This window comes from Desulfurococcus amylolyticus Z-533, from assembly GCF_000513855.1.
GTDB lineage: Archaea > Thermoproteota > Thermoprotei_A > Sulfolobales > Desulfurococcaceae > Desulfurococcus > Desulfurococcus amylolyticus.
Genome location: NZ_KI911318.1, coordinates 929,551 through 942,333, shown reverse-complemented (window position 1 = coordinate 942,333; position 12,783 = coordinate 929,551). Strand labels below are relative to the sequence as shown.

The 12,783-nt window shown below is 44.7% G+C and carries 16 protein-coding genes and 1 CRISPR repeat array; of the genes, 6 read left to right on the top strand and 10 right to left on the bottom strand.

The genetic code is table 11. The annotated features are described in order from the left end of the window. Window positions 1–17: 17 nt before the first annotated feature. Window positions 18–344, top strand: a complete 327-nt coding sequence (locus tag SPHMEL_RS04865; protein WP_042667578.1) for a transcriptional regulator — start codon at window positions 18–20, stop codon at window positions 342–344. Here SPHMEL_RS04865 and SPHMEL_RS04860 read toward each other — a convergent pair. Continuing rightward, window positions 325–972, bottom strand: coding sequence for an HAD-IB family phosphatase (locus SPHMEL_RS04860; protein WP_042667577.1), 648 nt, complete (start codon window positions 970–972; stop codon window positions 325–327). The genes SPHMEL_RS04865 and SPHMEL_RS04860 overlap by 20 nt on opposite strands. Next, entirely contained in the window at window positions 941–1,540 is a 600-nt protein-coding gene (locus tag SPHMEL_RS04855) for a hypothetical protein (RefSeq protein WP_042667576.1), read from the bottom strand. The genes SPHMEL_RS04860 and SPHMEL_RS04855 overlap by 32 nt, the downstream gene beginning before the upstream one ends. A gap of 131 nt (window positions 1,541–1,671) precedes the next feature. Between SPHMEL_RS04855 and SPHMEL_RS04850 the strand changes: the two genes are divergently transcribed. Then, window positions 1,672–2,817 (top strand): radical SAM protein, encoded by a 1,146-nt coding sequence (locus SPHMEL_RS04850; protein ID WP_042667575.1) that lies wholly within the window; start codon window positions 1,672–1,674, stop codon window positions 2,815–2,817. Here SPHMEL_RS04850 and SPHMEL_RS04845 read toward each other — a convergent pair. From SPHMEL_RS04845 to SPHMEL_RS04830, 4 genes are read right to left on the bottom strand one after another with little or no spacing between them, the layout of a single operon-like run. Beyond that, window positions 2,804–3,505, bottom strand: coding sequence for a recombinase RecB (locus tag SPHMEL_RS04845; RefSeq protein WP_042667574.1), 702 nt, complete (start codon window positions 3,503–3,505; stop codon window positions 2,804–2,806). The genes SPHMEL_RS04850 and SPHMEL_RS04845 overlap by 14 nt on opposite strands. After that, complete coding sequence (cysS, locus tag SPHMEL_RS04840) at window positions 3,502–4,974, bottom strand: cysteine--tRNA ligase (RefSeq protein WP_232216767.1); 1,473 nt, start codon at window positions 4,972–4,974, stop codon at window positions 3,502–3,504. Before cysS ends, SPHMEL_RS04845 begins: the two co-directional genes overlap by 4 nt. After that, the gene (locus SPHMEL_RS04835) at window positions 4,952–5,674 is read right to left on the bottom strand and encodes a purine-nucleoside phosphorylase (RefSeq protein ID WP_012608470.1); all 723 of its coding nucleotides are present in this window, start codon (window positions 5,672–5,674) and stop codon (window positions 4,952–4,954) included. Before SPHMEL_RS04835 ends, cysS begins: the two co-directional genes overlap by 23 nt. Window positions 5,675–5,686: 12 nt before the next feature. Beyond that, window positions 5,687–6,334 (bottom strand): hypothetical protein, encoded by a 648-nt coding sequence (locus tag SPHMEL_RS04830; RefSeq protein WP_042667573.1) that lies wholly within the window; start codon window positions 6,332–6,334, stop codon window positions 5,687–5,689. Between the two features lie 83 nt (window positions 6,335–6,417). Between SPHMEL_RS04830 and SPHMEL_RS04825 the strand changes: the two genes are divergently transcribed. Continuing rightward, window positions 6,418–6,906 (top strand): adenosine-specific kinase, encoded by a 489-nt coding sequence (locus tag SPHMEL_RS04825; RefSeq protein ID WP_012608468.1) that lies wholly within the window; start codon window positions 6,418–6,420, stop codon window positions 6,904–6,906. Between the two features lie 3 nt (window positions 6,907–6,909). On the opposite strand, the gene SPHMEL_RS04820 is transcribed toward SPHMEL_RS04825, so the two are convergent. Next, window positions 6,910–7,251 (bottom strand): hypothetical protein, encoded by a 342-nt coding sequence (locus SPHMEL_RS04820; protein ID WP_042667572.1) that lies wholly within the window; start codon window positions 7,249–7,251, stop codon window positions 6,910–6,912. Continuing rightward, window positions 7,235–7,540 (bottom strand): TRAM domain-containing protein, encoded by a 306-nt coding sequence (locus tag SPHMEL_RS04815; RefSeq protein WP_042667571.1) that lies wholly within the window; start codon window positions 7,538–7,540, stop codon window positions 7,235–7,237. The genes SPHMEL_RS04820 and SPHMEL_RS04815 overlap by 17 nt, the downstream gene beginning before the upstream one ends. Window positions 7,541–7,672: 132 nt before the next feature. Here SPHMEL_RS04815 and SPHMEL_RS04810 point away from each other — a divergent pair, with 132 nt between their 5' ends. Beyond that, window positions 7,673–7,894 (top strand): hypothetical protein, encoded by a 222-nt coding sequence (locus SPHMEL_RS04810; protein WP_042667570.1) that lies wholly within the window; start codon window positions 7,673–7,675, stop codon window positions 7,892–7,894. A gap of 29 nt (window positions 7,895–7,923) precedes the next feature. Here the strand turns inward: SPHMEL_RS04810 and SPHMEL_RS04805 are convergent, their stop codons facing one another. Continuing rightward, window positions 7,924–8,793, bottom strand: coding sequence for a hypothetical protein (locus SPHMEL_RS04805; RefSeq protein WP_042667569.1), 870 nt, complete (start codon window positions 8,791–8,793; stop codon window positions 7,924–7,926). A 101-nt stretch (window positions 8,794–8,894) separates the two neighbouring features. Between SPHMEL_RS04805 and SPHMEL_RS04800 the strand changes: the two genes are divergently transcribed. Next, the gene (locus tag SPHMEL_RS04800) at window positions 8,895–9,314 is read left to right on the top strand and encodes a hypothetical protein (protein WP_012608463.1); all 420 of its coding nucleotides are present in this window, start codon (window positions 8,895–8,897) and stop codon (window positions 9,312–9,314) included. A gap of 199 nt (window positions 9,315–9,513) precedes the next feature. Here SPHMEL_RS04800 and SPHMEL_RS04795 read toward each other — a convergent pair whose 3' ends face one another. After that, window positions 9,514–9,771, bottom strand: coding sequence for a hypothetical protein (locus tag SPHMEL_RS04795; RefSeq protein WP_042667568.1), 258 nt, complete (start codon window positions 9,769–9,771; stop codon window positions 9,514–9,516). A gap of 23 nt (window positions 9,772–9,794) precedes the next feature. Next, window positions 9,795–11,610: direct repeats of the CRISPR family, unit length 24 nt; unit sequence CTTTCAATTCTTTCTATTGTATTC. A 316-nt stretch (window positions 11,611–11,926) separates the two neighbouring features. Here SPHMEL_RS04795 and SPHMEL_RS07695 point away from each other — a divergent pair. Continuing rightward, window positions 11,927–12,604 carry a hypothetical protein gene (locus SPHMEL_RS07695; RefSeq protein ID WP_477174906.1) on the top strand — a complete coding sequence of 226 codons (678 nt, stop codon included), beginning with the start codon at window positions 11,927–11,929 and terminating at the stop codon, window positions 12,602–12,604. Window positions 12,605–12,783 lie beyond the last annotated feature (179 nt).

The window sequence follows — 12,783 nt, the reverse complement described above, 5'->3', positions numbered from 1 at the left end:
GGACATGGGTGGTTATAGTGGGTGATTTTGAAACAAGTAGGGAGAAAATAATAAGGCTATTAAGGGAGACCACTAGACCTTTAACTGTTAGGGAGATAATCAGTATTCTTCAATTGAACACTACGCCTAGAGAGGTATACGAGGATCTATTGCATATTGCTAAAAGCGTTTTCTCTAAGTCGAATGGGGAAGAAGTGCTTCTCATGGAGCCTCCTAGATGCAGGAAGTGTGGCTATGTATTCAAGGATCTCGGGAGGCCTAAGGAGGTTTCCCGGTGTCCCCGATGTAAAAGCGAGTGGATTGAGCCGCCTCGCTTCATAATTTCTAAACGCGGGAACCGTTAACAATATCTATTATCTCTCTGAGATCCGAGACCACGTGTTCGGCGAACCCGCAGGCTTCACCACATGGCTTTACAGCAATCGAGTGCCCCACGTTTCTGAATACTTCTATATCCCATTTACTGTCCCCGACATAATATGTGTCATGGATGCTTATCGAGAGGGATTCGGCCAGGTTCTTCACTATTCTAGGCTTCTCCCTTAATGGTACTAGTGCTTCTCCACCCGGTATTAATTCATCATTATGGAATGCAAGCTTATTGTAGAGGCAGAGATCCACTCCAAGCTCCCGGCAGACCCTCTCAACCAGTATGTCGATACCGCTGCTTACAACAGCGACTATGTAATCGGCATCCTTGAGTGCCCTAATAACCTCGGGGGCTTCCTGTTTAATCCTGATGGTTGATAATGCATTCTCAACATCCCGTCTCTTTATCGGCTTACCCCATGCATGTATCATTAATGCTATATCTATCTTCATCCAATCCAGGTATGTTATCAGGTTTCTCTCGTAGAGCTCGGCGAAATACTTATTGTCTCTGCTACCAAAGTACTCATGTAATTGCTGCCAACTACTATGGTTGTATGTGAGTACACCATCACAATCGAAGACTATTAATCCACTCGGCAATCCTCACTACCTCTTCCATTAATTCACTTGTTTCACTACCACGGTAATTCTTAGTGAAATTAATCTTCAACTTATATCCCTTCTTACTGCTTGAAACACGTAGTAGCCAACCACTGTGGGTCTCAGCCGTCAGGCTGTTTCTACCCCGTTCAATTTGTTTAAACAGATTAGTGTTTTTAAGCACGGATTCAAGCATACTTATTACATCCTCTTTCCTCCCTCCACCTGTTTCAACCTGTGTTTCTCTTTTCAGCGAGTCTAGGGCCTGGTTTAAAGCTTCTTCAACCTCCTTGATGCCGCTGTATGATGCTAATGCTTCACTCAGTATCTCTGTGATCAAGTATGTCATCCCAGCTGACTTTAATATGTTCACGATCCGTGTAAAATCATTGCTTTTAAGGAATGCGGCGAGGTTTCGTGGATCTCCATTATATATGCTGAACCTATATACTTCCTCGCTCTGTTGAAACAATTTCTTTACCTCTATTAAAACCCTGGTTTTCTCCTGGTTAACCATATACTTGTTTAACACCGGGTTCACTATGTGGCGGATGAAGTCAACGTTCAATTCTTACACCTGTTCTACATTAATCATGTTTAACCTATTATAACATGTATTGTTCTAACCTGTCTCTAAGCGATTAAAACCCCGGTGTATTAATTATAGTAGTAGGGATACCTGGTGTTAAAGGATCAGCTATGAGCAAAGTCTCCAAGTATTATGCAGCATTAAGGAGTAAAATCATGGATGAGGTATCCACAATTCTCAACGATGAGGAGAAGAAAGCATCCCTTAGAGACCCTCATTCAAAACGGGCTCCGAGACCCTGTGGCTTAACAATACACACTGGTATTGGGTGTACAATGGGGTGTTCATACTGCTACATAGGTGACATGGGGTTTCCAACGAACTCGATAAAGCCGTATCCTTTAAGTGGTGTGCAGCTAGTCTACGCGTTGCTTAATAATAAATACTTCCTCCCAGGTGAAAGGGGAACCCTGATCGCTATTGGTAGCGTAACAGAACCGTTTCACCCGGCAGTCCTCGTGAAGACCCTTGAATATATCTGGGCGGTGAAAAAGTATCTGGGCAACTATATTCAGTTCTCCACGAAAGCCTATATATCAATGAATACGGCTCTTAAAGTAGCTGCAATAGACCCAGGTATATCGCCATTGATCACCCTAGTCTCGATCAACTACTCTAGCGAGCTGGAGAGGAATGCACCTAGACCAGAGATCAGGCTTGAATCGATAAGAAATCTCAGGGAGGCAGGATTAAAGCCGGTATTGTTCCTGAGACCCATAATACCGGGGATAACCGATAAAGAATATGTAGAGATCATAGATAAGGCAGCCGAATACGGGGCAGTAGGGGTTGTTGCAGGGGGTTTAAGGGTAACTCCGAGAATCATTAGCAACCTAAAGGAGGCTGGAACCGATATAAGGGAAATAGAGAGAAGGCTACGTATACCTCTAGAGAAGATGCGTGAGGGAGTGCAATACAATATCGATGTAGCAGATATAAAGAAGAATATAGCGGCTTATACCAGGAGAAAAGGCTTAAAGTATTTCCCACTAGCATGCATGGCTAACATTTACAGTCATGGCGAGTCATGTTGGAGAATGATCTCCATGGGAATAACGGATACTGCAAAGCCGCTATACAAGCCCGAGAAAGATGTTGTCGAGGAGTTATTAAGGGAAATAGGGTGTCACGGTGGCTTCAAAGGGTTTTCAAACGGTTTCATCAGGGTAAGTATACGGTCTAAATGCGATAAGGTGCTGGCCGGGGAAGTGATCAAATACTGGTTCAGGGCCTGCCCTGTCTTCACGGGTAGCTAGGTTGGGTTTTCTCCCTGCAATTGCTTGCCAGGAGCCTCTCAAGCCCCCTTATCCTCTCCCTTAGTAAAATTATCTGGGCATACATTTTCAACTCATAATAACTCTTAGTGTCCTCGGGTAGAATACCCTTGGACTGAATCCTTCTAACCTGTCTCATAGCGTTTTCCACCGTGGTCTTTAAGGAGTCCGCAAATTCCTTTATATCACGTGAGCCGGCGAGGGCCTCTATTACGGTGTAATCCTGTGGTGGAATAGGTTCTTTGCTTGTGACGACCCCTAGTATCTTTCTGAGTAATCCATAAATGGCTGATTCAACAATTATCTCTAATTCCTCAGAGTCCACGAGATACTGGTCGCCCAGCTCTACGACCTTGACATCAAGCTCCCTTGCAAGCATCATCGCCGAGTCATCGGCGTAGCCCTTCGCAACGATAAGGGGCTTTAGACCCAGGAGTAATGCGTTGACGTATGCCTGCCTAATCCCTGCTACATCGATCCTGCCGGCTTTTATTTCAACCGCGTACTTCTCCCCACCAGGTGATATAGCTATAGCGTCAACCTCCCCTATCTCAACTCCTTCGATCTTTATCTTCTTCCTCGTTTCCTCGATTCTAAATCCTTGTTTCTCAAGGTATTCTAACGCTATTAGCTCACTGCTTCGCCATTTTCTACTGGAACTAATACTCACTTTCTAACCCTTACCCACGTTGTTTCAAGCCCCTTATCCATTAGCTGTATACCTATCTTTGATAAGTCGCTTCTTATAGTGTCTGATAAGTCGTATATGCCTCTCTTTCTGAGCTCCTTCCTGACATTTATAAGTATCTCTACCATGCTATCCAGTAATGCCTCACCCTCCTCCACTCCTTCCAGCTCCCTATCTAGTACGCCGAGCACTGTATTGAATTCCCTGAGTAACTTTATGCTTGTTGATACAAGTAGGTGTCTTGGATTATACTGTATATCCCTGAATAATATTGTAAGGTACTCGTTAACCACTGCAAGAGCCTCCGCCGTGTTAAAGTCATCGCTTAACGCGTTATGGAAGCGTGTGTGGAGTGATACAAGCTGGTTAAACACCTTCAAGTCCTCCTCGCGTGCATAGTGTAGGCCTGTTGACTCATGGGCCAGCCTCCTCAGTAGCTGGGCTGCTGTAGTTAGTCTCTCATATAGTTTCACAGAGTTTTCGAGAGCCTCCTCGGAGAAATATAGCGGCTTCCTGTAATGCGTTGAGAGATACCAGAGCCTCAGGGGCATGGGACCCCATTTATTGAATGCCTCCTTTAACGGTATAATATTCTTAAGGCTCTTACTCATCTTATCCTTGCCAACCATCACAAGCCCTGAATGCATCCATATGCTTACCCATGGCTTAGACCCGAAGAAAGCCTCGCTCTGAGCCCTCTCGTTCTCGTGGTGTGGAAATATCAGGTCGGTTCCACCGCCATGTATATCGAACCTGGAGCCCAGGTATCGGCTACTCATAACACTGCATTCTATATGCCATCCAGGCCTACCCCTTCCCCACGGGCTCTCCCAGTATGGTTCACCAGGCTTGGCAGCCTTCCAGAGGGCGAAGTCGTATGGGTTCCGTTTCTCTGAGAGGAACTCCTGCTCCTGACCCCATGTCTCCTTACTCACTCTACCGGATAGGTGGCCATAGTCATCGTACTTGTCTACATTGAAGTATACGCTTCCACTGGATGCGATATAGGCATACCCCTTGTCTATTAACCCCTGGATGAAGCCTATTATCTCATTGATGTGCTCTGAAACACGTGGATGATGATCTATTGTCACATTCAATTTCTCCAGGGCTGATAAATAGTCGCGTGTGTATTCATCCACGATTTCACTCCAATCCCTACCCTCATCCTGGGAGCGCTTTATGATCTTATCATCTATATCAGTGATATTCATGACGTGGACTACGTGGTATCCCCTTAGAGAAAGATACCTCTTGAACGCATCGTATATAACATACGTCTTCCCATGCCCTATATGTGTATAATCATAGACTGTTGGCCCGCATACATACATTTTAACTATGCCGGGCTCAATGGGCTGCAGCTCCTTTAAATCCCTGGATAAAGTATCATATATTTTTATAGCTGGAAGCATGCCTCCCAATCCTTCAATAATACTTGTGGAAGACATCGAGAACCAGCTTCGCAACCTTTAAGAAGACCTCGGCCAGCTCCTCCGTAGTCAAGTATTTCTTCATAGCTTCCTCGCCATGGAGTACATCGCTAACCACTAGAACACAGGCGGTCTCAAAACCCCTTAGCCAGCCAAGCGCGAATAATGCTGCAGCCTCCATTTCCACTGCAACAATCCCGTAGTGCGACAGCCTCTCGGCGAATGACGGGTCTTCAGCGTAGAATGCATCACTGGAGAAAACCGGGCCCTTCTTATATTCTATTCCATGCTCCTCCATAGACTCGATTATCCTTGTAGTTAACACGGGATCCGGTGAGGCGGCGCCGCATATTCCAGGCATGTACTGGCCTAGTCCACAGCCGTTGACCGTGTATGCTGCACCGGTTGCAACGATCACGTCACCTATCCTGGTATCTTTTCTCACACCACCGGTTGTACCTATCCTGACTATCCTCTTGGCCCCTAGCTGACGTAGCTCCTCGAAGACTATGCTGGCACTTGGGGCGCCTACCCCGTGTGTCGCGATGGTTACCTTCTCACCGTTATATAAGCCGGTAACTATCTTGAATCCCCGGTGGATGTTAACGGTTTTAACGTTGCTGAGTAGCCCGGAGAGTATGTCTACGCGTCCAGGATCACCGACAGCTATAACGTTCTCGGCTATATCGCCTGGGGAAGCCTTAATATGTATGGGCAAGTCGACACACCCCTACTTCCTCTTACTCTTCCCGCCTTTCTTTTTCCTTGTCTTACTTTTCTTTCTCTTGGTTTTTGAGGTTTTAGGCTTTTTCCTCCTAGCTCTCCTCTTGGTTGATTCACTGATTAGCTTCAACGGGGATAGGATTAGCTCATGGGGGAGGAGTATCCTTGTATCATCGGTGGTATCGATTAGTATGAGGTCGTATTGGAGATCAGGGTTCTTAATGTTGATGAAGCCGTCATATATTATTGACTCCTTCGAGGGCTTGAATTCATGTATAACACGGTATTTTTCAGGCTCTTCAACCTTAACGATGCGTATCCTCATTAAAGGCGATGGCTTAGGGGTAAGTATTGTCTCAACGTCTTTAACCGCTCCCTCACCAAGCGTGATGCTTGCTCCCGGAGCCTCGACATCGATGAACCTGTAGCACCCTGAGTCTTTCTCACTAGTCATCCACATGGTTAATTGGTTGCCGGCCATCTCGAGCATCTTCTCGAGTAGGCCTTCATTACCCTGCTCCTTAGCATTGAAACCGGGTTCCTCCGCCTCGGACCAGTGCCTGTCTCCCCTGGTATATAGTCTCACCTTTACTGTATCTGATTCCTCTTCGAAGGGGCATAGCTCGAAAGACTTTACGACCAGCTTCAAAAACATCACCTAGGTTAAATACTACTGCCTTATACAGCATAGATTTATTCCTGGCTATCCTAATATATAATCCCGGCGGGGGATCCTGGATGAGTGTCTCCCTGCATGTGGTGGATATAACTATACCGGAGGGCACGAACATTATAATAGGCCGGAGCCACTTCATAAAGACGGTTGAAGACATATATGAGGCACTAGTCACCAGCGTGCCTGGTATAAGATTCGGGCTAGCGTTCAACGAGGCCAGCGGTAAGAGGTTGGTGAGATACGAGGGCAATGATGAAGAGTTAACTAGGGCAGCCATCGATGCAGCGTTAAAGATAGGTGCCGGCCACACATTCGTTCTGTTTATAAGAAACGCGTATCCGATAAACGTGTTGAACCAGTTGAAGAATATACAGGAGGTGGTTTCACTATACGTTGCAACAGGTAACCCGGTGCAGGTTATCGTAGGGGAGACTAATCAGGGTAGAGTAATACTCGGCGTGGTGGACGGGTACCCGCCGCTCGGTGTGGAATCGGAGGAGGATAAAAAAGAGAGGAGGGATTTCCTGAGGAAGATAGGTTATAAAAAATAGTTTTTACCCGTTGCACTTCCTAATACTATCTTCTAGTAGCTGTATGTTTTTCAATACCTCGTCTTTACTACTAGTGGTAATCCAGCATGAGGACTCCTCGCCTGTTTTCAACAGGTAGAATACATGGTTGCTGCCGACTCTAAAGGCTATGGCATAGCATTCCGTGTTTTCCCCTATTTCCTCGTCCTCGAAGAGGATGGTTGTCCTGCGTCTTTGCATCAGTAGATCCATTATAAGCCATGCTTGCTGGCCTTCCACACGCTCTCCTGCCTCAAGCTTCTCCGCTACATCGACACCCAGGTTCAAGGCTATTTCAACGAATATATTGTTACTGATATTTCTCATTTGCTTCACTCAGGACTTCCAGGATTTCCCCGTATGCTACGTCGTCATTGACCTTGGTGATCCTTATCTTTACCTTTGAGCCGAGGCTCGCGTTGTAAACTATTATCTTGGCTCCCTTGTAGTCGACAACCCCGTTTCCATGTTTGTCTACGTCGCCTATTTCAACGGTTAGTATCTTGCCTGGTCTCAGGGAATCCTCGTGTGGTGTCTGTATTCTTGGATATATGCTGAACCTCTGGACATCACTCGTATATGGATTCCAGCTATGTTTTTTCTGCTGCCTAGACACGTCTATATCCCGCTCTACTATAGTTGACCTGCCCTATCAATTAAAGCATATAGGGGTTATTAATATTTATACCTCGCTAATGCTTATTAGGTCCATGACTTAATTAGAGGAGTAAAATAGGGTGGTGTTGTCATGCCTAAGACGATTAGTGTATTATTGAGAAGAGAATTATTGAAGCGTGACGTGGAGCTATTAGATATATACAGGTTCAAGGACAGGGAGTTTGTGAGGGTTAAGGATAGGGTGGCCGGTAGAGTCGTGTTATATGCTCCAAAGATAAGGCTGTCGTCTGTTACATCGCGGGAGGATCTAGCGAGGATCGTGGATGAGATAGCTTCAGCCTTGAGGAAGTAAAACGGTTTTCCACTGTGCGCGTCAGCTGTTTAATTCTTTCCCCCGGTTAAATGCTCCCTTAAGATGCCTAGGATGCTTTCCGAACTGTTTTTCAAGGGGCGTTCGGAGCTGATCCTCCTATAGTACTCGATCCTGCTGAATAATTCGAGTATTGACTCCACTAGTTTAACCGGTTCACACTTGGTCTTTATGATTATCTTGGAATCCATGGGTGTCTCAATATTGCTGCATACTATGATTGGGCGGGTGTTGTTATATAGCGTATTTAATACTATATGGCTCTCAATGCTTTCATCAATTATGAGTCCAGCTATTATGCGTTGGGTGAGCTTGAAGAGGTCGTCGGTTGCAATACTTATTATCCATGGTGTGCCACCGCAATCCCTTTCAGAGTAGTTTATGATTAATGGGTTAAACCTTACGCCTTCCAGTTCCCTTGCCACCTCGACTATATCCATGCATTTATCGCTGTGCGTGATTATTCCTCCATCCCTTGGCATCAGATCCCTTAATTCCCCGCCCCCGATAGTGTAGAAGGGGATGTTGACTACTGGTACTCCGGGTAGTTTTTCCCGGATGATCCTGTGGTCTCTTGATGTGAGTGTTACGATAAGTATTCCTGTGCCTCTTCTACGGCTCTCAATGATGGATTCGGCGGCGTCGTCTTCGGGTATGTTGTTGTGTTCGATGCTTATGAGGAGTCTTACCCTGTGTTTGCCTGTGTGGATATTGTTGAGGAGGTCCTTGAGGTCTTTATCGACTTTACCAGCGTATACGATGGCTTCGCCGTTTGATGGATTATATTTTTCTACTCTAACTATGGGTAACCCGGTTTCCTGGATGAGGTCCTCGATTATTCTACAGTAAGCTGGTGAAGTCTTACATATTAGCTGGATCACTATGGTTCAACACCTGTTCACAATATATAAAGATCCTGGAAGCCATATTATATCTTAAACACTAGTGGTTCGCTATAGATTATACAAGGGGTTGCTTGGTGATGTATAGCATAAGGTATAGGGATGGATGCCTAGAAGTCAAACGGGCAGGCGAGTACCTCTTGTTAAGTGGCTGGAACTACTCAATAGAGATACGTCCTCGAATCATAAGCGTCAAGGGGTTCAAGAGAGCCGAGGTCAAGGAAGTCTATGGCTCAAGAAGGAAAATAGTGTTCATCTACCATGATGCAGTGAAAGAACTCAGGGAATGCTATAATACAGTAGAGGAGATAGATCTAGGGGACCACCTGGTAAAAGCCACAAGCTTATTCACCGGGCACTACATAACCATAGTCACACCAGGCTACACACTCATAGACTACATAGTTATCACCGGAGATCAAACACTCATAATCCTACAAGGAAAGAGAAACATATTCCTCGAAGAACACAGAGACACCCTCACCCTATATTTAAACTAAGACAACACCATACAAACATCCAGCCACCCTCACAATTATATTCCAACACCACAATATCACACACCTAAATAACACCACCTCATGTGAAATAACCCTCAATTATTCCCATCTTAAACAAATATTTAAAAGAAATAGAGCTGACCCCTCCCCACAACCCTATCTCTTCAATTCTTTCTATTGTATTCGATTGAGTAAAAAATCATATGCGTTTAAACTTGGCTATGCGGATCATCTTGATTTCGCTAATGCGTATAGCTACCGTGTTTTCATCGTTCTCCAGCACTATTGATGATGACGTTAACGCCTTGACCCTCCCAATGACGCTTGCCAGCGATCTACTACGTGGAAATACCTGTACCACGTCGCCTTTACATATGTATAATCCGTAGACACTCATACATTCTAGTATTTTATCATCGAGTACGTGACTATTGTCACGTTCACCGTCATCACTCATCCACTTCCACCAGGTTTAGCGGACTTTCAATTCTTTCTATTGTATTCGGGGGCTAAAAAATAATGGTTGCGATCGGGGTTATTTTCTTCAATTCTTTCTATTGTATTCAGAAGACAGCTCGTTCACCCCGATAGGGTGTGATCAATGAGCTTTCAATTCTTTCTATTGTATTCTAGATCCACAGCATTACATATATCTGGTGGACAGGGAGCTACCTTTCAATTCTTTCTATTGTATTCTGAATACTTCGGTCCCGTAGTCGGTGGGGGCGGGTTGTTCAATCTTTCAATTCTTTCTATTGTATTCTGTTGGAGAAAGGCATCGATAGAATACCCTCAGGCGCGGATACTTTCAATTCTTTCTATTGTATTCGGATTTATAAACCCAGGCTCGGGTACTCTTAATTAGTATAATTGCTTTCAATTCTTTCTATTGTATTCTTCGCCCCAGAGACAGCCCCAGAGTCCGAGTGAGGTAGTATGAGTCTTTCAATTCTTTCTATTGTATTCTAGCGTGCGACGTCTCTCACTTAGCGCTAGTGTATGAGTCCTTTCAATTCTTTCTATTGTATTCCGCATCTCGAGGGATGAGTTCGTGAACATGCTGACTCAGCCTTTCAATTCTTTCTATTGTATTCATACTTAGAGAAATTGGAGAATCAACAAATTGAGACTCAAGCCGCTTTCAATTCTTTCTATTGTATTCTTCACGGATGCTACTACAAAGCAGAGGTACACAGTTATCTATATAAACTTTCAATTCTTTCTATTGTATTCTCATAGAAACAGATACCAACGTTTCCGTAGTAATTACTATACTTTCAATTCTTTCTATTGTATTCTCTCAAGCATGTCTTTTTTCCACATATCAAGGCTGTATTTCTTCTTTCAATTCTTTCTATTGTATTCTGGGAGACAGAATTTGATAGCCACGGTGGTGAGGTGGTGATACTTTCAATTCTTTCTATTGTATTCGTTTCAATAGCAGATGCGATCAGGAATGGTGAGGGAGCCTTTCAATTCTTTCTATTGTATTCAAATGTAAAAGTGGGTTTATGGTAAAGTTTAACTTTAAAGTTACTTTCAATTCTTTCTATTGTATTCCTCTTTGGGATTTCAATGCTATCGCCCCCGCCTCCCCCAGTCTTTCAATTCTTTCTATTGTATTCGATCGTAATGGGAACAGGGCTTTACTAGTTATGAGTGAACGCTTTCAATTCTTTCTATTGTATTCGAGACGTTTAAGGAAAAGCTAGCCCAGCTTGGCTATACTGAGGCTTTCAATTCTTTCTATTGTATTCTATGGTAGTGTCTACATTGGTAGTGTTAGTGTTGGCTCAGTAAGCTTTCAATTCTTTCTATTGTATTCAACGCTGGCGACTACGTGAGACTCACCGTTGACACGGGCCAGTACTTTCAATTCTTCCTATTGTATTCTAGAGTTCTTCAAGGAGCGTAGAGATCTCTTGAGATTCTACAATACTTTCAATTCTTCCTATTGTATTCTCAGCAAGATCGACCTGCCGTCTCGTGGAGCTCGCGGAGACCCGACTTTCAATTCTTTCTATTGTATTCACCTTTGTAGGTAGAGTGGACAGGATGCTGGAATGCTTTCAATTCTTCCTATTGTATTCGTACGTGTGGGTAAACGACGACGCCCTCCTCCTTGTCGGCCTTCTTTCAATTCTTTCTATTGTATTCTTATCCCAGATGAAATCCTTGAAACTCAACTCGATGAATGCGTACTTTCAATTCTTTCTATTGTATTCTCGCCTCGTCCGGATCCGTAACGGTAGTCGTGAACGCCTACGACGTGCTTTCAATTCTTTCTATTGTATTCTATTTTTGATCTTTGATGTATTCATGTTTATTCTTTTGGTGTCTTGGGTTTTAAATGTTTTGTGTTGATGTTGATTTATGGTTGTCATGTTGGGTTGATCAGTGATCGTGCCTCGTGTATTGGCTCGGTGAATTCCCTTTGAATCCTGGGATTGTGTCTGCTGGGTTGTTTTATGTTGTTCTAGTTCTTGAATTCTGTGATGGCTTGATTGACAGTTGTGATCATCCTGCCTCCCTGCTTCAGTTTTCTTTTATTCCCATGGCATGCTTGGGATTTTTAAGCCTGGTTGGGATATTTTTACTCTAGGTTATTGCCTATGCCTAGAGTCTTCTTGTCTCCCCTGGGCTTCCATGAGGATATCTTGATCAGGGCGCTAATACAGTTGAGGGCTTCTAGGCTGGACAGGCTCCTTGTGGTCTCCTGCAAGCCTCTCGTAGGTGGTGTTAGAAGGGCTTTCGACGGCTTGAAGGCCTCGTGTAGCAGACAGGACCTTCCGGAGCCGGGCCTCTTAGAAGTGGACTGCTCTAGGTTCTACGAGTCTATAGCAGAGGTGAGGAAAGAGCTGGGTAAACATGAGGGGGAGCTAATACTTCTCCTCGGAGCTGGGCTAAGAATACTCAGCCATATGCTGGAAGTCGCAGTCCTGGTCTCAGGGAGGCCTTTCAAAATATATTACGAGCCGGAGAGCGAGGGAGGAGAGAGTTCTCATAGATCACAGCCTTTACGAGAACCTATTAAACCGAGGCAAGCTATCGAACCTAGAGCAGAGAGTATTAAAGCTCGTCCTCGAGAAACCCGGTGTCACAGTAGTAGAACTAGCCAGAGAGCTCGGAGTCAAAGAGAAAACCGTGAGGAACACTCTCACGAAGCTCAAGAGCAAGGGGCTGGTGGCGAAGAAAGGAAGGAACGAAGGAGTCGAACCCACTTCAATAGCCATAGCACTTTATTCATAGACAAAAATCCCATTAGAAGCCTGGGAATCCCGGAGTCGTGAAGACCCCTATTAATAAATACCTGGGGATCCAGAGATGATCGCGGCGGAGAAGCTTGCTGAGCAGAAGGCTCATGCTTAGACTAGTGAGGAGGATCTACTCCTGGTCTAGAGCAGACCCTGTGGACGAAGAGCTAAGGGGTGATCAGGGCTACTTGTGCCTATAAACAACGCAGGCACGG

Excerpts from the sequence above, each read along its gene's own strand:
- SPHMEL_RS04800 (WP_012608463.1), top strand. The coding sequence starts at position 8,895 with ATGTATAGCATAAGGTATAGGGATGGATGCCTAGAAGTCAAACGGGCA.
- SPHMEL_RS04850 (WP_042667575.1), top strand. The coding sequence starts at position 1,672 with ATGAGCAAAGTCTCCAAGTATTATGCAGCATTAAGGAGTAAAATCATG.
- cysS (WP_232216767.1), bottom strand. The coding sequence starts at position 4,974 with ATGTCTTCCACAAGTATTATTGAAGGATTGGGAGGCATGCTTCCAGCT.
- SPHMEL_RS04795 (WP_042667568.1), bottom strand. The coding sequence starts at position 9,771 with ATGAGTGATGACGGTGAACGTGACAATAGTCACGTACTCGATGATAAA.
- SPHMEL_RS04825 (WP_012608468.1), top strand. The coding sequence starts at position 6,418 with ATGAGTGTCTCCCTGCATGTGGTGGATATAACTATACCGGAGGGCACG.
- SPHMEL_RS04830 (WP_042667573.1), bottom strand. The coding sequence starts at position 6,334 with ATGTTTTTGAAGCTGGTCGTAAAGTCTTTCGAGCTATGCCCCTTCGAA.
- SPHMEL_RS04820 (WP_042667572.1), bottom strand. The coding sequence starts at position 7,251 with ATGAGAAATATCAGTAACAATATATTCGTTGAAATAGCCTTGAACCTG.
- SPHMEL_RS07695 (WP_477174906.1), top strand. The coding sequence starts at position 11,927 with ATGCCTAGAGTCTTCTTGTCTCCCCTGGGCTTCCATGAGGATATCTTG.
- SPHMEL_RS04810 (WP_042667570.1), top strand. The coding sequence starts at position 7,673 with ATGCCTAAGACGATTAGTGTATTATTGAGAAGAGAATTATTGAAGCGT.